General features: G+C 40.9%; 26 protein-coding genes. 5 read left to right on the top strand and 21 right to left on the bottom strand.

The window, feature by feature from the left end; all coding sequences use genetic code 11:
* Window positions 1–12 precede the first annotated feature (12 nt).
* The 3 genes from ACOAOT_RS21995 to ACOAOT_RS21985 all read right to left on the bottom strand — a co-directional run bounded on the left by ACOAOT_RS21995 (window position 13) and on the right by ACOAOT_RS21985 (window position 1461).
* Entirely contained in the window at window positions 13–462 is a 450-nt protein-coding gene (locus ACOAOT_RS21995; protein ID WP_104439687.1) for a MarR family winged helix-turn-helix transcriptional regulator, read from the bottom strand.
* 106 nt (window positions 463–568) lie between these two features.
* Window positions 569–1096 carry a spore maturation protein gene (locus ACOAOT_RS21990; protein ID WP_104439688.1) on the bottom strand — a complete coding sequence of 176 codons (528 nt, stop codon included), beginning with the start codon at window positions 1094–1096 and terminating at the stop codon, window positions 569–571.
* Between the two features lie 65 nt (window positions 1097–1161).
* Window positions 1162–1461, bottom strand: coding sequence for a hypothetical protein (locus ACOAOT_RS21985; RefSeq protein ID WP_420218903.1), 300 nt, complete (start codon window positions 1459–1461; stop codon window positions 1162–1164).
* Window positions 1462–1573: 112 nt separating this feature from the next.
* Between ACOAOT_RS21985 and murG the strand changes: the two genes are divergently transcribed.
* Window positions 1574–2644 carry an undecaprenyldiphospho-muramoylpentapeptide beta-N-acetylglucosaminyltransferase gene (murG, locus tag ACOAOT_RS21980; protein ID WP_420218902.1) on the top strand — a complete coding sequence of 357 codons (1071 nt, stop codon included), beginning with the start codon at window positions 1574–1576 and terminating at the stop codon, window positions 2642–2644.
* On the opposite strand, the gene ACOAOT_RS21975 is transcribed toward murG, so the two are convergent.
* The 14 genes from ACOAOT_RS21975 to ACOAOT_RS21910 are packed head-to-tail and all read right to left on the bottom strand — an operon-like array spanning window position 2641 to window position 14239.
* A complete protein-coding gene (locus ACOAOT_RS21975) occupies window positions 2641–3186 on the bottom strand; it encodes an RNA polymerase sigma factor (RefSeq protein WP_420218900.1) in 546 nt (181 codons plus the stop codon). The genes murG and ACOAOT_RS21975 overlap by 4 nt on opposite strands.
* Window positions 3187–3203: 17 nt before the next feature.
* A complete protein-coding gene (locus ACOAOT_RS21970; RefSeq protein ID WP_420218899.1) occupies window positions 3204–3620 on the bottom strand; it encodes an HIT family protein in 417 nt (138 codons plus the stop codon).
* Between the two features lie 32 nt (window positions 3621–3652).
* Window positions 3653–4261, bottom strand: coding sequence for a rhomboid family intramembrane serine protease (locus ACOAOT_RS21965; RefSeq protein WP_420218898.1), 609 nt, complete (start codon window positions 4259–4261; stop codon window positions 3653–3655).
* A gap of 52 nt (window positions 4262–4313) precedes the next feature.
* Entirely contained in the window at window positions 4314–5612 is a 1299-nt protein-coding gene (locus ACOAOT_RS21960) for a DUF6382 domain-containing protein (RefSeq protein ID WP_420218896.1), read from the bottom strand.
* Window position 5613: 1 nt separating this feature from the next.
* Window positions 5614–6003, bottom strand: a complete 390-nt coding sequence (locus ACOAOT_RS21955; protein ID WP_420218895.1) for a hypothetical protein — start codon at window positions 6001–6003, stop codon at window positions 5614–5616.
* Complete coding sequence (locus ACOAOT_RS21950; RefSeq protein WP_420218894.1) at window positions 6000–6431, bottom strand: prepilin peptidase; 432 nt, start codon at window positions 6429–6431, stop codon at window positions 6000–6002. Before ACOAOT_RS21950 ends, ACOAOT_RS21955 begins: the two co-directional genes overlap by 4 nt.
* 10 nt (window positions 6432–6441) lie before the next feature.
* Window positions 6442–7365, bottom strand: coding sequence for a hypothetical protein (locus ACOAOT_RS21945; protein WP_420218893.1), 924 nt, complete (start codon window positions 7363–7365; stop codon window positions 6442–6444).
* A 19-nt stretch (window positions 7366–7384) separates the two neighbouring features.
* Window positions 7385–9277 (bottom strand): DUF5702 domain-containing protein, encoded by a 1893-nt coding sequence (locus tag ACOAOT_RS21940; RefSeq protein WP_420218892.1) that lies wholly within the window; start codon window positions 9275–9277, stop codon window positions 7385–7387.
* Window positions 9277–9462, bottom strand: coding sequence for a Flp1 family type IVb pilin (locus tag ACOAOT_RS21935; RefSeq protein ID WP_420218891.1), 186 nt, complete (start codon window positions 9460–9462; stop codon window positions 9277–9279). The genes ACOAOT_RS21940 and ACOAOT_RS21935 overlap by 1 nt, the downstream gene beginning before the upstream one ends.
* A 15-nt stretch (window positions 9463–9477) precedes the next feature.
* Window positions 9478–10740: an immunoglobulin-like domain-containing protein gene (locus ACOAOT_RS21930; RefSeq protein ID WP_420218890.1), complete on the bottom strand. Its 1263-nt coding sequence runs from the start codon at window positions 10738–10740 to the stop codon at window positions 9478–9480.
* Between the two features lie 12 nt (window positions 10741–10752).
* The gene (locus ACOAOT_RS21925; RefSeq protein WP_420219467.1) at window positions 10753–11490 is read right to left on the bottom strand and encodes a type II secretion system F family protein; all 738 of its coding nucleotides are present in this window, start codon (window positions 11488–11490) and stop codon (window positions 10753–10755) included.
* Window positions 11480–12676 carry a TadA family conjugal transfer-associated ATPase gene (locus ACOAOT_RS21920; RefSeq protein WP_420219466.1) on the bottom strand — a complete coding sequence of 399 codons (1197 nt, stop codon included), beginning with the start codon at window positions 12674–12676 and terminating at the stop codon, window positions 11480–11482. Before ACOAOT_RS21920 ends, ACOAOT_RS21925 begins: the two co-directional genes overlap by 11 nt.
* A 37-nt stretch (window positions 12677–12713) precedes the next feature.
* A complete protein-coding gene (locus ACOAOT_RS21915; RefSeq protein ID WP_420218888.1) occupies window positions 12714–13715 on the bottom strand; it encodes a P-loop NTPase family protein in 1002 nt (333 codons plus the stop codon).
* Window positions 13712–14239, bottom strand: a complete 528-nt coding sequence (locus ACOAOT_RS21910; RefSeq protein ID WP_420218887.1) for a prepilin peptidase — start codon at window positions 14237–14239, stop codon at window positions 13712–13714. The genes ACOAOT_RS21915 and ACOAOT_RS21910 overlap by 4 nt, the downstream gene beginning before the upstream one ends.
* A 359-nt stretch (window positions 14240–14598) precedes the next feature.
* Between ACOAOT_RS21910 and ACOAOT_RS21905 the strand changes: the two genes are divergently transcribed.
* From ACOAOT_RS21905 to ACOAOT_RS21890, 4 genes are all read left to right on the top strand, one after another.
* Window positions 14599–14943, top strand: a complete 345-nt coding sequence (locus tag ACOAOT_RS21905) for an ArsR/SmtB family transcription factor (protein WP_420218886.1) — start codon at window positions 14599–14601, stop codon at window positions 14941–14943.
* 98 nt (window positions 14944–15041) lie between these two features.
* Window positions 15042–15260 (top strand): YaaL family protein, encoded by a 219-nt coding sequence (locus ACOAOT_RS21900; protein ID WP_104439700.1) that lies wholly within the window; start codon window positions 15042–15044, stop codon window positions 15258–15260.
* Window positions 15261–15347: 87 nt separating this feature from the next.
* Window positions 15348–17258, top strand: coding sequence for a 1,4-alpha-glucan branching protein GlgB (gene glgB, locus ACOAOT_RS21895; protein WP_420218885.1), 1911 nt, complete (start codon window positions 15348–15350; stop codon window positions 17256–17258).
* Window positions 17259–17387: 129 nt separating this feature from the next.
* Entirely contained in the window at window positions 17388–18137 is a 750-nt protein-coding gene (locus ACOAOT_RS21890) for a phosphotransferase family protein (RefSeq protein ID WP_420218884.1), read from the top strand.
* A 43-nt stretch (window positions 18138–18180) separates the two neighbouring features.
* Here ACOAOT_RS21890 and ACOAOT_RS21885 read toward each other — a convergent pair whose 3' ends face one another.
* Genes ACOAOT_RS21885 through ACOAOT_RS21870 form a run of 4 tightly spaced genes read right to left on the bottom strand, consistent with a single transcriptional unit; the run spans window position 18181 to window position 23077 of the window.
* Window positions 18181–19938, bottom strand: coding sequence for an ABC transporter ATP-binding protein (locus tag ACOAOT_RS21885; protein ID WP_420218883.1), 1758 nt, complete (start codon window positions 19936–19938; stop codon window positions 18181–18183).
* Complete coding sequence (locus ACOAOT_RS21880; RefSeq protein WP_420218882.1) at window positions 19935–21662, bottom strand: ABC transporter ATP-binding protein; 1728 nt, start codon at window positions 21660–21662, stop codon at window positions 19935–19937. The genes ACOAOT_RS21885 and ACOAOT_RS21880 overlap by 4 nt, the downstream gene beginning before the upstream one ends.
* Window positions 21659–22069, bottom strand: a complete 411-nt coding sequence (locus ACOAOT_RS21875; protein WP_420218881.1) for a DUF3783 domain-containing protein — start codon at window positions 22067–22069, stop codon at window positions 21659–21661. The genes ACOAOT_RS21880 and ACOAOT_RS21875 overlap by 4 nt, the downstream gene beginning before the upstream one ends.
* A 21-nt stretch (window positions 22070–22090) precedes the next feature.
* A complete protein-coding gene (locus ACOAOT_RS21870; RefSeq protein ID WP_420218880.1) occupies window positions 22091–23077 on the bottom strand; it encodes a diaminopimelate dehydrogenase in 987 nt (328 codons plus the stop codon).
* Window positions 23078–23134 lie beyond the last annotated feature (57 nt).

Here is a 23134-nt window from a genome sequence, read left to right as displayed (position 1 = left end):
CCTTTAATTCTGTTAAAGACTTCGAAACCACTTATTCAGTTTGGTCAGAACTTTGATTAAAACTTCTACCTCATTCTCGCTTAGCCCTTCTATCATTCCGGCTATCATCTCCCGATGAAATGTAGCATGATGTTCATAGGCTTGTTTTCCTTTATCTGAAAGAGAAATATATACAACGCGCCGGTCTTCTTCTCCCCTTTGGCGGGTAACATAACCTTTTTTAACAAGACTGTTCATGGCTATGGTCAATGTCCCCACTGTGACAGACAATTCTCTGGCTATAGCGGACATATTCTTAGGTTCTCCGACTCCGATCGCCTCAATCACATGCATATCATTATTGGTGATATTATTAAATTCCTGTGTAATGATAGCCTGCTGTTCGATATCCATTACGTCTCGAAACAGCCTTACCAGTACTTCGTTAAGAGTTCCGTAAGTATCCACGTTTATCCCCTTCAAATCTATATGACAATAAAAGCTTCTTCGTAATTATACATGATTATGTATACGAAGACAACCACCTGAATTCTTATGAAATTCTTAAATCAAAATGATTAATTTCCTTTTATACCAAAAACCGGCTTAAAAATACACTGGCAGCAATACCAGCAACAGTTGCTGTTAAGGCTCCTCCAAGAGTGTATCTGGTTTTTCTGATTTTAACAGTACCAAAATAAACACTGAGGCAGTAAAATAACGTCTCAGTACAACTCATCAGAACAGAAGTCATAAATCCAATATAAGAATCTGTACCATATTTTTTAAAGATATCCAAAACAAGCCCGATGGCCGCCGAATTGGAGACCAGCCGAACTAAAATAACCGGCACAACCGGTGCCGGAAGAAATAAATAAGATGCGGGTTTTGTAAGCAGCTTTGCCAGAAAGTCCAAAAACCCGGATGCCCTAAGTACTCCTACCGCTGTCATCAGACCAATTAGTGTAGGCATAATGCCTGCAACCGTTTTCATGCCATCTTTTGCGCCGTTTAAAAAATCATCAAACACCGGACGCTTTGATAAAATGCCAAATCCAACAATATAAAAAATGATCAGCGGAACCGCAGCCTCAGAGAGAAATAATAAAAATCCCATAGTTTTACTCACTATCCGTTAATTATTATAATCTATTCCGGCGACTTCCTTTTCATTCTCTGCATTTATTTCAAAGTCTTTCTCTCAAAAATAAAGACAATCTTTTGAAAAAAGTGAATGACAAAATTACAGTAATGCAGTACTTTCAGCTGCTTTCTTACAATTGTCTTGGATCCCCTTTTATTAAACTCTGCCATAATCTTTTGAAATTCATCTGGCGGAGGCGCAGGCACAGACGGTGTTAATTCCGGGTGTTTCTGCATATAATCAAGCAAACGGGCTTCCAGTTTCTCTCTTGAATTATGATTTGTATGAAACAAATAAAAGATGGAACACTTATTGATGGAAACTTTCTTCTGCTCCACGTCTATACCTCTTTATGTTTGGTTATCCTTTGGTTCTCATACGCTTTGGGGTTGACTTTTTACCACTAACGTTTACTATAATAGTATATCGAATTTGGGAGGCAGCTTTTCTATGAAAAAAATAATATTAACTGGCGGCGGTACTGCCGGTCATGTTACCCCGAACCTGGCTTTAATTCCTTCACTAAAAGAAAAAAAATATGAGATTCGTTACATTGGTTCCTATCAGGGAATTGAACGAAAATTGATCGAGAATGCTCAGATTCCATATAGCGGTATCTCAACAGGTAAATTCCGAAGATATTTTGACATCAAAAACTTTACGGATCCTTTTCGTGTAATAAAGGGATTTGGAGAAGCTCTTAAACTGATTAAAAGTTACAAACCTGATATAGTATTTTCCAAAGGCGGCTTTGTTGCCGTTCCAGTCGTGTTAGCTGCAAAGCATTTAAAAATACCGGTAATCATACATGAATCAGACATGACTCCCGGCCTTGCCAACCGAATCTGCATTCCGGCTGCAACCCGTGTCTGCTGTAATTTTCCGGAAACACTCAGCTATCTCCCGAAAAATAAGGCAACACTAACTGGATCCCCTATTCGAAAAGAACTCTTAGAGGGCGACCGGATGACTGGATTAAAGTATGCCAGGCTAAACGACAATAAGCCTGTTATACTAATCATCGGAGGCAGCCTTGGTTCTGTAACCGTCAACAACGCTATAAGGGGCATCCTTCCAAAACTATTAAACAATTACCAGATCATACATATCTGCGGAAAGGGCAATCTGGATGAAAGCCTTGCTGGTGTCCATGGATATGTACAGTACGAATATGTAGATGCCCCTTTGAAACATCTTTTTGCTGCTGCTGACTTAATGATTTCCAGAGCTGGTGCCAACGCGATCTGTGAAATACTGGCACTAAGAAAACTTAATATTCTGATACCCCTTTCCGCTGCTGCCAGCAGAGGTGATCAGATTTTAAATGCCAAATCTTTTTCAAAACAGGGATTTAGTTATCTTCTGGAAGAAGAAAGCTTAAATGGAGACACCTTACTGCAGGCCATTACAGATACTTTTGCTAACCGTCAGACCTATCTTTCAAAAATGGAAAGCAGCGAACTTCATGATGCTGTTAATACAATTATAGAAATGATAGAGAATCTGGTTTCCAAAAATTAATCAGTATTATAATTTGGACCGAGTATATTCTTTAAACAGACTCTTGTCCGATAAATCCGGGAACGGCAGACCGTTCCCGGTATTTCAAGCTTCTCACAGATCTCCGGAATCGTCAGCTGTTCCAGAAAATATAGTTCAGCCATCTCCTTCCACTCATCTCTCATATTGGAAATCTCACTGGTGATTTTTAAAACAGACTCTTCCCCAAGAACTACCTCAAGAGGATCCGTTACCACATATCTTGCGAGCATCGCCATCTCGTTGGATGCATCTTCCTCATCAAGACTTACTTTCTCATAATGACCATTTTTGCGAAGAGAGTCTATGCATTTGCGTTTTAATATTTTGATCAACATGCTTTTTTTCCGCGTGTCTGACCATGTTAATGAATAATTCTCAAAATAAGAAATAAATGTCTCCTGTACCACATCATCAAGTTCCAGATCCGGTACATTCAGTGTTTTAGCTATTCGTCGCAACAGCCCCTGATATTTACCATATATGGACTGCAGCAGCAGATTTTCATCTTCATGTATGCTCATATCATATGCCCCTCTGATTACAGGGCGCTCCTGATGGCGGCTCCTGTCTGTGCTAGTTCTTCCGGACTTGCCTTACCCGGCATCCAGGAAACCATAACAGGACCTTCCTCGTAACGGGGAATCAAATGCACGTGAAAATGAAAAACCGTCTGGCCTGCCTCTTTTCCATTATTCTGCACTACATTGAACCCGGAGCATCCCAGCGCCTTTTTCATGGCGACTCCTATTTTTGCTGCCAATGGAAGGACCTTTGCTGCCGTATCTTCATCCAGATCACAGATATCTCTGTAATGCTCCTTGGGAAGAATCAGGGCATGCCCTTTGGAAGCTGGTCCTAAATCCATAATTACACGAAACATGTCATCCTCATAAATTGTCTCTGAGGGAATACCCCCATTTGCAATTTTACAGAAAATGCAGTCATCTTCTCTCACACACTCACCTCCTTCCAGCATTTTTTCCATAACTACCGGCTGCGACCGTTCCTGGGTCTGCGATATAAAATAACTCCCATTATAATGCCTATGATAAGACCCGCAATATGGGCCGCGTTATCAACACCTGTGCTGGTAAAGCCAAAATACAGAGAGCATAAAATTACCACAACCAATTGGCGGGTGCTTAGGTCTTCCAATTGCCCACGATTAACTGCCACAGCATATAAAAGGCCACCGATTACTCCAAAAATGGCACCGGAAGCGCCAGCGGAAACCACATTTCTATATCCAGACAGATTTATAATCATGGAAGCAACATTCGCTCCTACACCACAGATCAAGTAAAAAAGCAGGTATTTAATATGCCCCAGTGCACGTTCCAGATTATCTCCCAGAATGAACAGAATCAGCATGTTGTTCATAATATGATTTATTCCAAAATGCATGAACGTGGAAGTGATTAACCTGTAATACTCCCCTCTTTCAATAACCAGCGGCGCATACATAGCCCCATGGGAAACCATGAACTGGGTATCCTCGGTAGATCCATTCATCTCCAGGTATAGAAAATAAATGATATTCACCGCAATGAGACCAATATTGACAAAGGCCTTCTTGCGCCTGCTAAATTCATCCATTGAAGCGCTCCTTCTGAACTATAATATGCTTATTTTATCATAAACTGACAGATTATGTAAATATAAACGCAAAATTTGCGATAAAAATTTCATCTCCCTCGTTTAATAAAACTGTTTCGTTTGTTTCCAGAAGCCGACCGTTGACATATGTGCCATTGGTAGAGTTTAAATCACTGATACAGTAATCATTTCCTTCCTTCTCTATTTTCGCATGAATCCGGCTGATTGCTTCTCCATTAAGAACATAATCCACCAATCCCTCCTGCTTGCCTATGAGATAGGGAGTATATGTAATTATTATATCTGGAATTCCAGGACTTGCAGATTTAAAAACCTTTACTTGCATATCTTTTTGACTATTATTAAGTAGCACTGTCTGTAAGGGTTCTTCACCTGCCGCTGATCTAAGCAGAACTTGCGATTCCTCCTTACTTTCATAAAAAGCAGTTTGCCACTCTTCCTGTTCGCTGTCATAACTACGGTCTTTTGTGAGACTGCCTTCCTCTGGGTGCTGATATTGATTTTTGCCTGTTGATTTGAATCCAAGTAAAACGGACAATACTCCTGCTGCTATGACCAGATACCAGTATCTTAATATTCCCCTGTAACCAGATATACTCCACAACACAGCTGAAAAACCAGTAACAACTACAGACGATATAATAAGCGGTCTCAACAAACCTAAGCCGGTGGTTTTGGTTTGTACGGGACTTGAAAATTCCTCAATGACGTGTATCTCCTCTTTTTCTGTACTTGTAAATCCTGATTGAGACTCACATTCCTTCTTTTCCTGTCTTGCCTCCAGCTTATCATTGTGTAGGCAAACCAGTTCCGCCAAAGCATCCATACTGTAATTGTCCTTTACACTCTCCTGATATAACGCATAAGCCATAACCACGCATTCTTTATCCTGATGGTTAATCTTTCCCAAAAGATAACGAAGTAATTCTCTCATCTCCTCTGAGAATTTCCGGTCTCTTCCAGGTATCATACAGAGAGACACAAAAAACTGTTCTGGCTCAATATAGATAAATTCCGGCTGTAGAAGTATCTGATCTTCTTTAAGGAGATATGCCGGAAGACGGTTAAGAACCTGGGCAATCCCGGTAATTAAATTTATAAGTTCCTGTTTATTTATGCTGTGAAACTCTAATATTCGACTTAAAGGCTGTTTTGAAGTGATTTCATAATAGAAATATTTACGATTATCAATCTGCATCAATTGGAATTTCAGTAAACCATTTATTTGATTTACTTTGAGCATGTTTTCCTCATATCCCTGTATATAGGAATCATCCTGCTCTATAATCAAATAATTATGCTTCATCTCCCGTCTATATGTAACATTCATATCATTCCTCCTGACTGATCAGTGTCAGCTTTCTTAGAAAATTTTCAGGATCAAATACTTGTTGTTCCAGTTCAAGCTTCCATCTGCCACCCTCTCCTGTACCCTTAATCCGCTTTCCGGTAAGCAGATTTCCGGTCAAGTTCAATTCAAATTGATATTCCTTCCATGAAAATGGAGTTCCAGCCCTGTGTACCGCCCATTTTGCAGCATCACCAGGCGACTCCGTCTCATTGTGCCTTAATCTCTGCACTGATTCAGAAAGCGCCATAGTCCCTGCCACCTCATCTCTCAGGCGATAGGCAGACTGAATGGATATCATAAGAGAGAATAATATGACAGCCATAACAAAGGCGGCTTCTACCGTATAACTTCCATTTAAGCGCTTATTCATCTCATCACCATGATTAGCCAGACCGGAACCAGAAATGGAATGAATGGGATTCTCTCTTTTCCAACATCAATTCCTTTTACCCGGTTTAACAGAAAGAACAGACCGCAGAAAATACCGCTCAGACTTAAGCCATAGAAAAATAATATCAGATTGGACTGTGCAGGCAAAAACAAACCGCTTATTATAAAGAAACAGCCATCCCCAGTGCCCACCGATCCCTTTGATAATTTACTTAAGGTTAATAAAGCAAGACCAACCAGACAGCCAGAAAACTTAAAACAATTCTCTCTCTGTAATAAGCTCAAAGCCAGTCCTGCGGCACCGCCGCTTAAAAGGAGCCAGATACTGATACTTTTCTTTCTCCCATCTTCCCAGGCTGCGGTCAGAAGAAACATACCAAAAATAATAAAATTTAATCGTTCAATCATCATTACCTCCTTACTGAGAACAATAAGAACAAGCACCTAAATGAATCACTTCCGATATAGGAACGATTCTCACATATGCCGTAATTGCGCTGCATTCTCTACTGCTGTGGAATTTTTCACCTGACGGCATGATATAGACAATATTGCCTTCTTTTGCCAGACTGCTGCATCTGCTGCAGGGTTTGTATATCCCTCCGCCAGTATTGCGGATACTTTCCAGATCCTTCTCATTCACTGCCTTTATATGATTGAATAAATAATGGCAGGTTCTTTCTTTGTGATATCTGGTGCTGTCTCTTCCTACATAAACCATCTCTTCTATATCACCGGACTCTTCCTCATAGAACAGTGTATTTCCAATCCACGCTCTCCTGAAACACCGGGCGGACATTGGAACACTTTTCAGCCCTAAAACAGGAAATGGAAGGCGGATCCGATAATCCATAATCAAATCAATGGTTTCTTTATCTTTTAAAACTGAGGATCTTAAAAAAGATACAGACTGGGCATCTCGGTATACTTCATATTTTCCCATTTTCATTCTTGCATATAGAAGAATACTCTGTTCTGTTATTCCCTCCAGAAAACCATCCGGGAGCTCATTTAATCCCGCTGCACTTAAATCTTTGCCTCTTTTTAACTCTTTTAAAGCTGATACATACTGACTTAACTCTTCTCCTGTAATCTCAAGCGCTGTCTGAACTTTTCTTCCGTCATTTAAAAGTTTCATTGGCGTCATCAGTATTATGACTGCAAACAGAAAAAGCGGAAGTGCCATAGCTGCTTCGATTGTCAGACTGCCCGGTTTTGGTTGAAAGGAAGCGAATAATAATACCCTTTTTGCAGAGATATTTTTTCTTGTCAAGGGGAAATGTACCTGGAGAGTAACCTTTGCTTTACAAATGATTTTTATTAACTCTCTGAAAAAGGGCATAATTATTCGCCTCCTTATCCTAATATGCTTTTTCCGTCCGCACCTCTATGGAATAAACAGGTTCCAGCACTCCGAAAAAGAAATGCTGCCCACGCCCTTTTCCCTGAATTTCTGCCCCATATACGCAATGAGACATACGAAACTCTGTATCGGTTGTCCGAAGATTCATCTGAATAACATCCATAAGCCTGTAATACTGCCGGGTACTATGGGAGAGAAACAGGAGCAATTTTAAATATCCAGTATAGCTAACACCGTTATTGTCACTTCCCTCACCCTCAAACGAACCACTGCTTCCTGAATCCAACAAACCCTGAAGTGAAAGCCTCCAGTTATCCTTTGACTTGATAAATGCAACCTTTTCTCCCTGTAACAGCCGTCTGACATCCATAATGGCTTCTCCCATTGCCCAGATACTCATAACAAAGAAAGCCACCAGTCCCGTAAGAGGGGCAGTTCCTGTCACTCCGGTAATCACACCTGCCAAAGCTTCTGCTTCTTTCCTTTTTTCCTGATCCATTAAAATATGTACCAGATTGAGACCTTCCCTTATGGCCAGAACTTCTGTTACAGCCTGCGAAAAATTTTTCTCATCGCTATTCATCCCTCCGACTAAATACTCCAGTTCATATTTAACTGCCTTATCTTCTTCTGATAAAAAACTGGTAAGAAAACGTCCACAGTATTCCTCAAATAAAATACGGTCTATCAAACCATCAATTTCCCCCTGTTCCTCTGAATAGATCGTAGATGGAAACGAATTAAGGTCAAGCTGCCCTTTGGAAATCTGTGTCCCCTCTGGAAGTACAAGACTCATAAGACCATTTCGCACAAGACTTTCCACCTTTTCTAAAATCTTTTCTTTTTGAGGATCTTTCACACCATTGGTATAGGGCAGCATAGAAATATGGATTTCACACCAGATATCCCTGACAGAACCCCATAACTCAGATAAATCTGGTCCATCATCATCATCGTCATCTGAACTGCTTTCCCATTCATCAATTATTTGTTCTACTTCCAACGCCCGGTCTTTTGAATGTTCTATTGTGTTCTTAATATTAATAGCCTCTGTGGCAAGTGCTTCGACTTCTTTTCGCCTTTCTCCATCCTGCCTCACATAAGAATCAAACCAATCGGTATCACTGTTTAATGTTATCTGGATTGGATCGCTTAACTGATCCATTTCTTCTGATTTTTTGCTTTTTGTCAGCTGTAACTGAACATATAATTTATCTGCAATATTTCCATAAGATTTTACAAGAGCCGGTATACGATCCGTCTCTTTTTCCAATTCAACCGCTTTTTTTATAAATTCCTGTCCATTGTAATTGCCCAAACATGAATTTGCCTCATTCCAGATCTGTTTCTGCTTTTCTAAGGAACTATTAATTTCTTCAATCACATGCTCCAGACGTACTGCTTCTTTTGTATGTTCCCCATATGACGTGGAAAGATCTTTTACTACAGCAGCTTCCTTAAGATCAGCAAGCATTGTAACGGCTCCTGCCTCATCTGGTATGTGATCAAAAATTCCATACTTCATATAATCCAGGATCTCCTGCTTCATATATTTCCCACCGGCGCTGGTTATGAGGTCACGATGTAACACATTGGCACCCTCTATATTCACACCATACCAGCCAGAATGCTCCATATATGGTGCTATATACTCCTGCCATTTCTGTTCCAGATCATTCCCGCTTTTATCTTCCAGAAGAAAAATCCGGTACTTATCCCACGCCTCTCTGTGATATCTGCTAAATACAGAATCCATTGCGGAATCCGCAGCAATCTTTAAATACCATCTCGTTCCTGCAGTCCGTGCGGACTCTAAAAGTCCGCACATCAAACTGACAATGCATAAAAGGGTTAAACTTAGAAATACCGTTATATGACCATTGTTGTGCATTAATACACCTCTTTCGACTGCTTATTAATCTCCTCAAAAATGCCATCCAGCAATTTTTTAATATTAGTTTTAAAAATTATAACAAGTCCAATTAAAACTACCAGAATTAATACAATCTCAATAACCCCTACTCCATCTTCTTCTTTTATAAAATCTTGGATCTGCTCTTTTAATATTAAGGCCATGGTATCACCTCCTCTCTAGTAAAATGCAAGAAATGCAGGCACTACGATCATAGTCATGACAACGAATAACATTAGAAGAAGGGGCAGCAAAAGCTTTGTACCTGCTTCTTCTCCCAGCTTTCTGGCTGCATTCTTTCTCTGCTCAAAAGCCGAAGCCATTTCTATATCAAGTGCATTTCTTAACTGCCTGCCTCCATTTTTCTGGTTTTGCTCCAGTAAAGCTGCAAGCTTTATGTATGGCTGGAGGCTGCAACGCCTTCCAAATTCATTGTAAGCACGGCTTTCCGACAAACCACTTTTTAACTGTGATGCCGTATGTACCATCTCTTCATAAGCCGGGCGCATGACACGCCTTCCATTTTTAAGAGACTCCCTGTATCCTGCTGCAATTCGTTCCCATGCCCCCCTTACTGTATAACCTGCTCCAATATAAACTACAAGCTTTGAAACCACCTCTGAATAATCCATTAAAAGCTGCTGCTCTCTCAGCCTGATTTTTTTCTGCTTTTCAATCTGAGTCCTGACCTGCAAAAGTACAGCCAGCACAAGACCAAGCACAGGTAAAATCCCATAACTTCCTTCTTTTGGTTTAGAGTACTTGAGTTTTTGTCCTTCATATACATCCGGTAAAATAAGTGATGTATCTGTCTGCTGCTTCGTATCAAGATCATCTGCCCATTTTTGAAAGGCTGCTTTCTTTTTCTCTTCCAACGTCAGAACAGGTGGATATACTTTACATTTGTATTGATAGCTTTGATGGTGGATACCATCTGATACCATAGCCAGAATCAGAATTTCTTTCCCTGCTTCAGGAATATCCTTGTTATAAACTGTTCCGAAGGAGTCAATGAGCTCAGGGTCACTGGTTTCCCAGCGCACGGTTAATCCAAAACTGTCCAGTCTTGTTTTCAGGTTCAGATTTTGTCTTATTGAGTTAAGAGAATCATTTTCTGAAAGTATTTGGGTTGGAAGCTGGGTTTCCAGCTGATCAAACAGGTCCTCTGCTTCTTTGTCTGTATATCTCCGCTCCCTAACAGGAATTTCTATTAATAATTTTTTATCTTCCTGATCTTTATCCAGTCCTTTTACCAAAACCTCATAAATGTTCTCTCCCTGCCCTGGTCCGGCTCTTTTAAGTCCCTCTCCGTAAAACACATCCTGCCTGCCCCAAAAAGTGGAAAGTTCCAGAACTGCATATAAAACAATTCCGCCCGCTGCACATGCAGCCTGTACCTTTGTTACAGGCGGTCTCCATTTAATATTTAATTGTTTTTTCATAAGGCTCCCCAATCATATCTCAATTTCCATAATTCGCTTTGCTATGTGGTAAGCAATCATATAAAGGATCATACATATGGTCATTAAAATTCTCCCCGCTCCAGTGGTATACATAATCTGAAAAAAGCCTGGGGATGTGAAATCAATATAAATGACTATGAAAAAAGGAATAAGATTCATTATTTTTAGTTCAAACTGCTTGGAAGCCGTCATAGTCAGAATCTCCTGCCTAACCTGTACTTTGTCCCGAATTACATCTGCTGTATGACTGATAATAGAAACCAATTCTCCTCCACTGCGTTTTGCAGTGGAAAATACCTCTGCAAAGTTCTTCACATCATCCAGGCCGCTTCTTAATGCAAATTCTAGAAATGCCTGCTCAACGGACCGGTTCATATGAATCTGGCTCTCAATGAACCGGAATTCCTTTGTTATGAGTCCCTCTTCGCCATAAAGAACAGATAATTCTCCTGACGCAGAAATAATAGAGTTTTCTACTGAATAACCTGCACTTAAAAAGGAGGAGAGAAGTAAAATGCCTTCTTTAAATTCCAGATTCAACTGCTGAAGCTGTCTGCCTTTTAATTCTTTTCTTTTTGTCAACGGAACTATAATTCCGAAAGGAATGAAAATAAGAAATACCACCAGACTGCGATAGAAAATATAAGAAAAAAGTGCTGCAATTAAGACTCCCTGTCCACTATAATATAGCCACTCCCTCATGGAAAGGATATAAATATCATAATTCAATGCCTGCTGCTTTAAGCTTTTCTGTGTTTTTAAGATCTCCAACCTTCTTAAGGCTTCCCCCAACTTTTTTTGCATCTCCCCCGTCGGTTTCCCCTTCTTCAAACCGGTAAATGGGATTAAGTCTGATTTCACCTTCTTCATATCCAGCTACCTCCACAATTGATAAGACTCGTCTGCTTTTATCCCTTAATCTGCCTAAATGAATTAAGATATCAATTGCTGCCGCTACCTGACTGCGCACCGCCAAAAGAGGAATATCTGTTCCCATGAGCACCATGGTCTCTAACCTTGACAGCATGTCCTTTGGACTGTTTCCATGCCCGGTGCTTAAACTTCCATCATGTCCGGTATTCATGGCAGAAATCATATCAAGTGCTTCTCTTCCTCTAACTTCACCCACGATAATCCTGGATGGATTCATGCGAAGAGCTGCCTTTATTAAATCGCCGATGGTTACCTCTCCCTCCCCTTCTCCATTGGCACCTCTCGTTTCCAGACGTACCAGATTGGAGATATGAGTGATCTGAAGCTCTGCAGAATCTTCAATTGTTACAATACGCTCGTTTTGGGGGATGTAAGAAGAAAGGGCATTTAAAAAAGTACTTTTACCGGAATTGGTTCCTCCGCTGATGAAAATATTATATCCAGCCTCCACAATTGCTTTTAAAAAGTCTGCTGCTTCACTGGTTATGGATCCCAGCTTTAAAAGCTTAGCAATGGTGATAGGTTCTGGGAACTTTCTGATTGTAACAGCTGGTCCGTCAATGGAAACCGGGGGCAGGACAACATGAACCCTGGAACCGTCGCCCAGTCTGGCATCTGCAATGGGTCTTGAAACATTCACAGTCCTGTTTACACGACTGACAATCTGCTGAATCATATCTTCCAGTTGTTCCTGACTCTCAAATTCCTTTTCCCACCGCTCCATACGGCCATTTCGCTCAATAAAGATGTTATTTGCCCCATTTACCATGATTTCTGTGACAGTTTTATCATCTACCAGCTCCTGAAGAATCCCCAGGCGTCTGAAGGAGTCAAACAGCCAGCCTCTTAATATTAATTTTTCTCTTAAGGGCAGATATTGAGTCATTCCCAATCTGATTATCTTCTCATCGATCATGGTGTAAAGCTCTTCATCTGAAATCTGTTGATGCTGATTTAGTTCCAGCATAATATCTTCCCGCATCCTGATGCGTTGTTCTTCGTTCATATCTTCTCCCTCCCTATGGCTGTTTTCTTAACAGCTGCCGGGTATAATCTCCTAATTCACTCCACAAAAGCTGATCCAGATAATTATCCTTTCTGCCAAAGGTGCAGTGATAGGGTAGATTGATTTTCTGAATCCTGCTCATTACGGCATTGTGACCGGAAGCAGCAAGGTATGCTTCAAACTCTTCAACTTTGGCTGCTGATACACAATCATCTTTTACAGGCATATAGATTCCGTCACATACTTCCAAAACGTCAGCCGCTCTTTTTCCCATCTGCCCCAGATCAAGAATAATGGTACCGTATGTACTCTCCTTAGAGATCTGCTTAATTAGTCCCGCTATCTCCTGAGATGAAATAAATGCCAGATCTTCCGGATACTGAACCGGCGGCACATAATCCAGATCTCCCCATGTATATATAACAGAACCAAGCCGTCCAAATGAAAAGCTGCCCTGTCTGTAATAATAAAACAGATCTGACATCCCCCTTTTATACTCTTCTCCTGTCAAACTCCCAAAACCAGAGCAATCTTCCATATTTAAGTAAAGAACCTTTATGTCCCGTGACAAAAGCTGGGCCATAGCCAGAGAAAAGGATGTTTTTAAACAACGGTTTACTGGTGAATAGACACCTATCACCCTGCTTCTTTCAGACAGTGTGGTATATCCTGTCTCTTCCAGATCTGCGCAGTATTGTTCCATAATCTCCCGAATAAGGCGATCCGCCGCCTGGTACTTATAAACACTGGGATAGGACTCATTTGCAGGAATAATTTTTTCTTCTTCAAGCAGAACAACTTTTTCTGCGCTAATCTGCCCGATCTCCTGGTTTGAAACTTTAGAACTAATGAGCAGAAGTTTAATATTATGATCACAGCTGTAGCTTTTAAGCTCCTCTAGCGATGAAAACGACACACTAGACACAGGAATCCTCTCTTTAAAATTTACAAATTCTGCAAACCGTTCTCCGAATTCAGAGTCCGCATCGTATATTGCCATAATACGTTTTGTCATTTCAAACCTCCTTGATAAAAGAAAACAACCGTAAGTATTGTTCCTAAAAACATACAGAATCCTAACGGAATTACTGCGTCGTACCCATCCCGGGCGGAACTATAATAAGCTGTAATTTTTTTTGTCTGAATCAATGACCTGACATAGGTCAGAAAGTAAGAAAACCGCTGAAAGGTACAGCCTTTCACAGTCATTAGAACCAGGGACCAGAATGCCCCTATTATGAAACCTCCGGCAACTGCTGCAAAACCGTTGCCATAACCCAGATATCCGAATATCAAAGCAATGATTTTAATATCACCGGCTCCAATCATACGAGTTAGAAACAAAAGAAAAAACAACGCTGTTACCGCTAAGAAACGGCTCAAAAACAACATGGCTCCCCATAGTACTGCATGATTCCCTGCCTCCCAGCCAAATAAAATAACTCCCCCCGCCACACCAGTCAGCACCAGCCTGTTGGGTATTCTGTGTTCTCTTACATCAAAATAAGAACCTGCTGCGAGAATAAAAAATAATACCACAAATTTTACAATATCATCCCCTTTATTTAAACTATAAATCTGGAAATAGTGCCGGAATATCGGCCTTGAACGACGGAATAAAGAATTCCAATTCATTGATAATGAGAGAGTCCGTATACAGAACGTATGCGGGATTCTGACTTTATTATGCACAAGATAAATACAAAAGTCAACAGCTTTTTACAACTTTTTTAAAAACTGTTAAACAGGTGAATGTAACACGGATCGTGTTTTATTGTAAAATTTTACAATATTTCATCATATTTTTATTTTATATAAGTGATTTTACACAATATCAGTTGACCTTTTTCACCCCGGGTGTTAATATAATATTAGTTTACTATTTTAAACCAAAGGAGATGTTTCAGGTGGCAAATAGCGAATTTTCTGAGCTTTTCAAAAGCTGCATGCCGCTTTTTATTGCATTGGGAGACGAGGTCCGGCTAACAATTATTGAAGTTCTGGCCAGTACGGATTCGTTTCAGACAAATATCCGGGGAATGAACGTGAACGAGATCACGGATCAGACAAACTTATCCCGGCCGGCCATATCTCATCATTTAAAGATTCTCAAGGAAGCAGGACTGGTGTCTGCCAGACAGGAAGGAACTGCTAATTATTACTTTCTTACCTTTGGAGAAAGCACAAGAAAGTTATGTACTCTTGGGCAGTATCTCCAGAATTTTATGGATCCAGTCCAATAAATTTATGGAGATTCAGGCAATAGATGAATAAAGTTCCAATTTCCAGATATACTGAGTTTTATAAGTACCTCGTTAATTTGTTATCTGGAGATGATCGTATGAAAAATTTATTGTTAGGAAATCACTTTTCCCTTACGGAAGAGGAACGGAATTTACGAAAAGAAATCGAACGTTCCAAAACCGCCATTGATGCAGCAAGAAATCATTTTGAACAGGTCGTTGACCCGACATTAATTGACTGTTACATTTACGAGCTTAATGCCGCACAGCTACGTTACCAGTTTCTTTTGCGTCGTTTTAAAAGCCGTGAAGTATAGTCAGACAAAAACCCGCTTTAATACGTAACCTGTTGCAAACGCTGCTTCTGCCTGTGGAATCGTGTACCAAAATGGAGGGGTGAGCAAATGGAAGATTTAACGAATGAATTGGAAACAGGTTTTATTACTGAGCTTGACCGGTATTTATACAACAACGGCCGGCATTACGAAATTTATGAAAAATTGGGCGCTCATCCAAAAACATGCAACGGAAAACAGGGAATGTATTTTGCTGTTTGGGCACCTCATGCCAGTCAGGTTGGTGTAGTGGGAGATTTCAACGGCTGGAACCCTGACTTAAATCCTATGGTTCCCTTAGCCGACTCCGGAATTTGGGAAGTGTTTGTACCAGGAGTCGGTCTGGGACAGTTATACAAATATTCTGTGACCACACGCAGCGGAAAGATTCTTTTTAAAGCGGATCCCTATGCTTTTTATGCAGAGTTCCGCCCACAGACCGCTTCTATTACTGCAGATTTATCTGTATATTCGTGGAATGATCTGGAATGGGTTGCAAAAAGGGAAGAACAGGATCCATTATCAGGGCCATTAAGCATTTATGAGGTTCATTTAGGATCCTGGAAAAGAAAAAACCGAGAGGATAAAGAAGGTTTTTATACATACAAAGAAGCTGCTCATGAACTGGCAGAATACATAAAGGATATGGGTTATACCCACATAGAGCTATTAGGCATTGCAGAACACCCCTACGACGGTTCCTGGGGCTATCAGGTGACCGGTTATTATGCTCCTACTTCCCGGTACGGGACACCGGAAGAGTTCATGTACTTTGTTGATTACATGCATCAGAATGGAATTGGAGTCATACTTGACTGGGTGCCTGCACATTTTCCCAAGGATGCCCACGGACTTTCCGAATTCGATGGAGAGGCCTGTTATGAATACGCAGATCCACGTAAAGGGGAACACCCTGACTGGGGAACCAAGGTTTTTGATTACAGCAAGTATGAGGTTGATAATTTCCTGATTGCCAATGCTCTTTACTGGGTAGAAAAGTATCATATCGACGGGCTGCGGGTGGATGCTGTCGCTTCCATGCTGTATTTAGACTACGGAAGATCCCAGGGTGAATGGGTGAAAAACTGCCTGGGCGGCAATGAAAACATTGAGGCAATTGAGTTCTTTAAACACTTAAACAGCGTTATGAAGGAACGAGGAAAAGGTGCTGTTGTAATTGCAGAAGAATCCACTGCCTGGCCAAAGGTTACGGAGAAGCCGGAAAATTCAGGTCTTGGCTTTACATTTAAGTGGAATATGGGCTGGATGCATGATTTTCTGGAGTACATGAAGCTGGATCCGTATTTCAGAAAATATAATCATCATAAAATGACCTTTGGAATTACATATTTTACCAGTGAAAAATATATACTTGTATTATCCCATGATGAAGTGGTTCATTTAAAAGGTTCCATGATTGGCAAAATGCCCGGACTTCTTGAGGATAAGTTTTCTAATTTAAAACTTGGTTATACCTTCATGCTTGGTCATCCCGGCAAGAAGCTGCTTTTTATGGGACAGGATTTCGGACAGTTCCACGAGTGGGATGAAAAAGATTCCCTGGACTGGTATCTGGCCAAAGAACCCCTTGGGGAAGATCTTCAAAATTATGTCAGAGATCTTCTACACCTGTATCGGAAATTTCCTGCACTTTATGACAATGATTATGTCTGGGAAGGTTTTTCCTGGATAAATGCCAATGACAACGAGCATAGTATTTTCAGTTTTATAAGGCATGGAAAGGACACGCAGGGCAGCTTGCTGTTTGTTCTTAACTTTACTCCAGTATCCCGTCCTGAGTACCGTGTGGGTGTGCCAAAATCAGGAAAATACACAATTGTTATGGATACTTCCAACGGTCTGTATAAAAAAGCAAAAACAGCTCTGGTTTATAAATCTGAAAAGACTCCATGGGATGGTCAGGATTATTCCATTGCTTATCCGCTTCCAGCTTATGGAGCAGCCATATTTTGTTTCTGATTCACAAATTATTTGGTAATTTATTCTATATATTTCTATAAATTGCTATACTTTTTCGGTATTTTGTAGTAAAATAAACGTATAAAATTACTTAATATGCTAGACTCAAAGATGGAAGGAGAGGTTCATATGGCAGCAGAATTAATCGCTACAACAGCAACAAAAAAGGTCTTTCACGATGGTGAAAAGGCAATTAAGGTTTTTAACGCTGAGTTTCCAAAGGCTGAAGTATTAAACGAAGCACTGATCAGCGCCAGAGTAGAAGAAATTGGCGGAATTAATGTTCCAAGAGTACTGGAAGTCGGTGTTTTTGATAACCAGTGGTCCATTACCTTTGACTTTATTGAAGGCAAAACCCTCCAGCAGCTTATGGATGAAAATCCGGATAAACTGCCTGAATATATGGAACAGATGGTAAATCTTCACCTGAATGTCATGTCTAAGCATTGTCCCCATTTAAATAAGCTGAAGGATAAAATATCCAAGCAGATCCAGGACATTGAAGAGCTTGGTGACGTAACAAGATATGACATGCGCACTCAGCTTGACAGCATGCCAAAGCATACAAAACTCTGCCATGGCGATTTTAACCCCTCCAATATCATTGTAAAGGAAGACGGAACCATGTTTGTTCTGGACTGGGTTCATGCCACTCAGGGCAATGCCAGTGCAGATGTAGCGAGAACCTATCTGCTGTTCTGTCTGCAGGACCAGAATAAGGCAGATATGTATATGAACCTGTTCTGTAAGAAGACCGGAACTGCGAAAAAGTATGTTCAGTCATGGCTTCCTATTGTTGCAGCTGCCCAGCTTTCCAAGAAACGGCCGGAAGAAGCAGAGCTTCTGAATAAATGGGCCGGAGTTTGTGATTACCAGTAAAAGCCAGGAAAAGGGAACGGATTTTGTTTCATCCGTTCCCTTATTAAGAATCATATTGAGCCATGACCATTTCATAATATCTGCCCCGTTTTTCCATTAAACTCTGATGAGTCCCCTGCTCTGCAACTCCCCCCTGGTAAATAACCGCGATCAGATCTGCATCCTGAATGGTAGAGAGACGGTGTGCAATTACAAAACAGGTTTTTCCTGCCATGAGGCGACGCATAGCCTGCTGAATCCGAATTTCAGTTCTTGTGTCCACATTCGAAGTTGCTTCATCCAAAATTAGTATTTTACTATCAAGCAACATAGCTCTTGCTATGGTTAAAAGCTGCTTCTGACCCTTAGATATATTTGTTCCATCTTCTTTTAAGATGGTATTATAGCCTTCCGGCAGTTGCTCAATAAAGGAATGAATCCGTGCATCTTTTGCCGCTTTTACCACATCATCCAAAGTTGCATCTTCTTTTCCGTAAGCCAGGTTTTCATAGATCGTTCCCTGAAACAGCCATGTTTCCTGTAATACCATGGCAAATGCCTTTCTGAGACTTTTCCTGGTCAGATCCCTTATATCCATATCATCAATGGTAATTTTACCGCCATCCACCTCATAAAAGCGCATTAGCAGATTTATAATAGTTGTTTTCCCTGCTCCAGTGGGACCTACAATCGCAATCAGCTTACCAGGTTCTGCTTTTAAGGATAGATTTTGCAGTATGGGTTTTCCAGGCTCATATCCAAAATCCACATGAGCAAATTCTACACAGCCTTTGACTGATTGTTTTAAATCAGAAATTACCACCGCATCTTTTCTGTCTTCCTGCTCCGGAATTTCATCCATAAGCCTAAAGACCCGCTCTGCCGCGGCGAGGGCAGACTGAAGATCGTTCATAATATTTGCGGCCTCATTAATGGGACCGGAGAATTTTCTGGAATAGAGTACAAAGGAGGAGATCTGGCCCACTGACATGACACCTGTCAGATAAAGGAATGCACCAAATACGCTGATTAAGGTCAGGGACAGATTATTAATGAAATTGACCATTGGACCTGTCATGCTTCCATAATATTCTGATTTATAATAATTTTCCACAGCCTCTTTATTTTTAATAGAAAACTTACGTATGACCTCTTCTTCCTCACAATAGGCTTTAATACTTTTTTGCCCAGTAACCGTTTCTTCCACGAAACCATTGAGTGCTCCAAGGCTTCTGGCCCGCTCACGAAACAGAGGTCTTGTTCGGCTCGTGATAAATCTGGTCATCAGACCTGATAACGGCACCGTTATTACAAATACCAGCACAAGCTTTGGAGAGATAATCACCATCATATAAAGAGCCCCCACAACCGTCACCAGCGTGGTAAGTATCTGAATTAAGTCACTGGACAGAGATTCATTTACTGTATCAATATCATAAGAAATACGGCTTATGATATCTCCTGTCTGATGGGTATCGTAATAACCGGCTGGCAGGTTAAGCATTCGGTCAAAGACATCCTTACGCATCTGATATACTACCTTTCGACTGATTGTAATCATCAATACAGACAGGATATAGGAAAGAATAGAAGATATCAGATAAAACATTGCCATAAGACCTGCGTATTGATACACGCGTGGGAAATTCACGCTTCCCTTCCCAGGTTCTATGGCATCAACAGCATATCCGGAAAGCAAAGGTCCCAGTAATGCCAGCAGATTGCTTCCTATTGTCATAACAAAGGCAAGAAGAAGTAAAAACCGGTATTTCATCAGATAAGGCATTAAACGTTTTATTGTGCTTTTTTGTGAGTCTTTCATACGTTTCCTTCCGATCCCATCTGAGAAGTAACTATTTCCCGATAGCCTTCGCAGGTTTTCATCAATTCTTCATGAGTTCCCTGCCCAATGACAGCCCCCTCATCCAGTACCAGAATCTGGTTTAAGTTCATAACAGAGCTAACCCTCTGGGCAATCAGGATACAGGTAGTTCGGGAAAAGTTTTCCTTTAGTTCTCTCCTTAGCTGGGAATCTGTTTTGTAGTCCAGAGCGCTTGAAGAATCATCAAGTACTAAAATTTCAGGATGCGCGGCAAGGGCTCTTGCTATAAGGATTCTCTGCTTCTGGCCTCCGCTTAAATTGGCACCCCGGATATTTAAGGATTCTAAAATTCCCCCTTTTTCTCCGATAAAATCAAGTGCCCTGGCATAGCCAGCTGCATCAACGGCATCTTTCTCAGAAATATTACGCCCCATTCGTATGTTTTCAAATATGGATTCTTCAAATATCACATCATTTTGAAATACAGTTCCAAACCTGGACCTTAAATCTTTAAGGCTCATCCCACGGATATCCCGTCCATTGATCCGGATTGTACCCTCATTCGGATCGTAATATCTCAAAAGAAGATTAACAACCGTAGATTTTCCCGATCCCGTTGCCCCTATTATCCCCAGTGTTTCTCCCTTTTCCACTCGAAATGAGATGTCCCTTAAATGATTACCAGTACCGTCATAAGAAAAGGATACATGATCAAATTCCAGAAATGAAATTTCTTTTTCCTTTTCTTTTAATGCAGGTACCAGTAGAAAAGAGGTCTCATCTTCACCTTTAAAAACTCTGTCAATCCGCTCTGCTGACGCGGTTGCCTTTGATACAATAACGAACATTCTGGAAATAGACATGAGAGCATTTAAAATTATTGTAAAGTAAGTCATAAATGCCAATATGGTGCCAACTTTGGATAGCCCCTCATTAACACGGTATGCACCTGCAATTACAACACACACCAACCCTATATTGAGAAACAGGTTCATGACCGGGTTTATTATAGCGGTTGTAACGGTAGCACGTTTCTCCCAATCCACTACCTCACGATTATGTTGATTGAACCGTTCCCGCTCAAAGTCTTCTTTGGATAGGGCTTTAATAACACGAATTCCGGCTATATCTTCCCGAATCAGACGAACAAATCCATCCACCTTTTCCTGCAGCTGGGTAAACTGAGGAATACTTTTGCCGGAAACACCAATGACCACTGCTGTCAGAAGGGGAAGAACCCCTAAAAGGATGCAGGCTAAAACAGGATCCAGTAAAAAAGTCATTATAATTCCGCCCACCAGTAAGATTGGGGATCGTACTCCAAGTCTCTGAATTCTTCCAATCATCTGGTGCACATTATAAGTATCACTGGTAAGTCTGGAGATCAGGGAGGGTCTTGTTATTTCATCAACCTGCCGGTTTGAAAGAATCATTACCTTGCGAAATAAATCCTCCCGTATGGTAAAAATACAGTCACTTGCCACTCTCGATGCCATGCGGTTTGCAATAATGCTTAGTGTCACCGCCAGAACAGAGCATACCAGCATGAAGATTCCCCACAAAAAAATTTCTTCCTTTCTTCCTGCCGGAATCACCACATCAATCATGCGGGCCAGTGTCCAGGGGAGAAATAAATCCATCAGCGTACCGGAAAATTTAATGAAAAAGCCCACAGTCATCCGAAGATAATAGGGCTTTAAATAATACGTTATAATCCGTTTCATGACTCTTCTTTGCCAGACATAGTCTCATGCTCTTTCTTCAGTTCCTGATATAATTCGTAAAAACTCCATTTCGAATTGGTATCTGTTATCACAGCCTTTAAAGCTATTTTTGATACTCCGGAACGCCTTAAATTCATTAGCAGTTCATCAATTTTCCTGCTGGAAAAATTCTTCATTACCAGAACTTCTTCCTCCACTATGGGATATTCACCTGATGACTGCTCTTCAAATCCTTCAATATCAGCCAGATAACCGATCGTCTGACCGGTCTGCTCTGGTGTAATATTTTTAATGCGGATTCCCATTCGTACCAGAACTGCCTTTAACCTGGCAATTCTTGAATCGTTCCCTTTCTGACTATCCTTTTCCGGACAATAATACAATACCATTTCTTTTTTTACTGACATTTCGTCTCCTCCTGCTGCTGTCTATAGCAGTTGTCTGCGAAGTTGTTCGCCATCTAATATGCTTAAATAGGAAGGTGCAATATCAAACACGGTTTTACAACCGCTCAGCCCTTCTTTATTCAAACGATAGGCAGCCCTTGCATAAGCAATCAGAACAGATGCGGTAAATTCAGGGTTTGAATCCAGTTTTAAGCTGTATTCAACCACATGGCCGTTCTCATCTTTCCAGCCGGTTGTTCCAGTTCTTATCACAGATCCGCCGTGGGGAATTCCTTTATGATCCCGCAGCAGTTCCTCTTCACTGATAAAATGAACTTCTGTATCATAATCAGCAAAATAATTGGGCATAGTCACAATCTCTTCCCTTATTCTTTCCTGATCTGCGCCTTCTTTTAAAACCACATAGCACTCCCTGGTATGTTTCTGTCTGGTTGTGAGCTCCGGATTTTTCCCACTCCGCACTGCTTCCAGAGATTCTTCCACAGGAATGGTATACTGCCTTGCATCTTTTACACCTTCTATCTTACGTATGGCATCTGAATGACCCTGGCTGACGCCTTTACCCCAGAAGGTATAATCGTGACCACCTGGTAATATGGCTCCTGCATACAGGCGGTTTAAAGAGAACATACCCGGATCCCAGCCAACGGAGATTATTCCTGTTTTATTACCCTCTTTGGCGCTGGCATCCACCTTTTCAAAGTGTTCCTGAATCTTAGCATGGGTATCAAAGCTGTCCACCACATTAAAATATCTGGCAAACTGGGGAGTCTGCTCTGGAAGATCATGGGCACTTCCTCCGCAGAGAATCAGTACATCAACTGCTTCCTTCATGGAAATGGCCTCATCAACCGGATAAACCTTTACCCCAGGTGTAAGCAGACTGATTGATTTGGGATCTCTTCTTGTAAATACCCCACTAAGTTCCATATCCGGATTATGTAGAATTGCACATTCCACACCTCTTCCAAGATTTCCATAGCCTAAAATTCCTATTTTTATAGTCATAAATGACCCACCTTTCGCAAATTTATTACTTTCTATTATAGTTTACAAGAACACTGG

Source organism: Lacrimispora struthionigena, from assembly GCF_048627165.1.
Lineage (GTDB): Bacteria > Bacillota > Clostridia > Lachnospirales > Lachnospiraceae > Lacrimispora.
This window is presented reverse-complemented; position numbering and strand designations above follow the sequence as displayed.

Coding starts and splice junctions, on each gene's coding strand:
- ACOAOT_RS21990 (WP_104439688.1), bottom strand. CDS start 1,096: ATGGGATTTTTATTATTTCTCTCTGAGGCTGCGGTTCCGCTGATCATT.
- murG (WP_420218902.1), top strand. CDS start 1,574: ATGAAAAAAATAATATTAACTGGCGGCGGTACTGCCGGTCATGTTACC.
- ACOAOT_RS21975 (WP_420218900.1), bottom strand. CDS start 3,186: ATGAGCATACATGAAGATGAAAATCTGCTGCTGCAGTCCATATATGGT.
- ACOAOT_RS21965 (WP_420218898.1), bottom strand. CDS start 4,261: ATGGATGAATTTAGCAGGCGCAAGAAGGCCTTTGTCAATATTGGTCTC.
- ACOAOT_RS21960 (WP_420218896.1), bottom strand. CDS start 5,612: ATGAATGTTACATATAGACGGGAGATGAAGCATAATTATTTGATTATA.
- ACOAOT_RS21955 (WP_420218895.1), bottom strand. CDS start 6,003: ATGAATAAGCGCTTAAATGGAAGTTATACGGTAGAAGCCGCCTTTGTT.
- ACOAOT_RS21950 (WP_420218894.1), bottom strand. CDS start 6,431: ATGATTGAACGATTAAATTTTATTATTTTTGGTATGTTTCTTCTGACC.
- ACOAOT_RS21945 (WP_420218893.1), bottom strand. CDS start 7,365: ATGCCCTTTTTCAGAGAGTTAATAAAAATCATTTGTAAAGCAAAGGTT.
- ACOAOT_RS21940 (WP_420218892.1), bottom strand. CDS start 9,277: ATGCACAACAATGGTCATATAACGGTATTTCTAAGTTTAACCCTTTTA.
- ACOAOT_RS21935 (WP_420218891.1), bottom strand. CDS start 9,462: ATGGCCTTAATATTAAAAGAGCAGATCCAAGATTTTATAAAAGAAGAA.
- ACOAOT_RS21930 (WP_420218890.1), bottom strand. CDS start 10,740: ATGAAAAAACAATTAAATATTAAATGGAGACCGCCTGTAACAAAGGTA.
- ACOAOT_RS21920 (WP_420219466.1), bottom strand. CDS start 12,676: ATGCGGGAAGATATTATGCTGGAACTAAATCAGCATCAACAGATTTCA.
- ACOAOT_RS21915 (WP_420218888.1), bottom strand. CDS start 13,715: ATGACAAAACGTATTATGGCAATATACGATGCGGACTCTGAATTCGGA.
- ACOAOT_RS21905 (WP_420218886.1), top strand. CDS start 14,599: ATGTTTCAGGTGGCAAATAGCGAATTTTCTGAGCTTTTCAAAAGCTGC.
- ACOAOT_RS21900 (WP_104439700.1), top strand. CDS start 15,042: ATGAAAAATTTATTGTTAGGAAATCACTTTTCCCTTACGGAAGAGGAA.
- glgB (WP_420218885.1), top strand. CDS start 15,348: ATGGAAGATTTAACGAATGAATTGGAAACAGGTTTTATTACTGAGCTT.
- ACOAOT_RS21890 (WP_420218884.1), top strand. CDS start 17,388: ATGGCAGCAGAATTAATCGCTACAACAGCAACAAAAAAGGTCTTTCAC.
- ACOAOT_RS21885 (WP_420218883.1), bottom strand. CDS start 19,938: ATGAAAGACTCACAAAAAAGCACAATAAAACGTTTAATGCCTTATCTG.
- ACOAOT_RS21880 (WP_420218882.1), bottom strand. CDS start 21,662: ATGAAACGGATTATAACGTATTATTTAAAGCCCTATTATCTTCGGATG.
- ACOAOT_RS21875 (WP_420218881.1), bottom strand. CDS start 22,069: ATGTCAGTAAAAAAAGAAATGGTATTGTATTATTGTCCGGAAAAGGAT.
- ACOAOT_RS21870 (WP_420218880.1), bottom strand. CDS start 23,077: ATGACTATAAAAATAGGAATTTTAGGCTATGGAAATCTTGGAAGAGGT.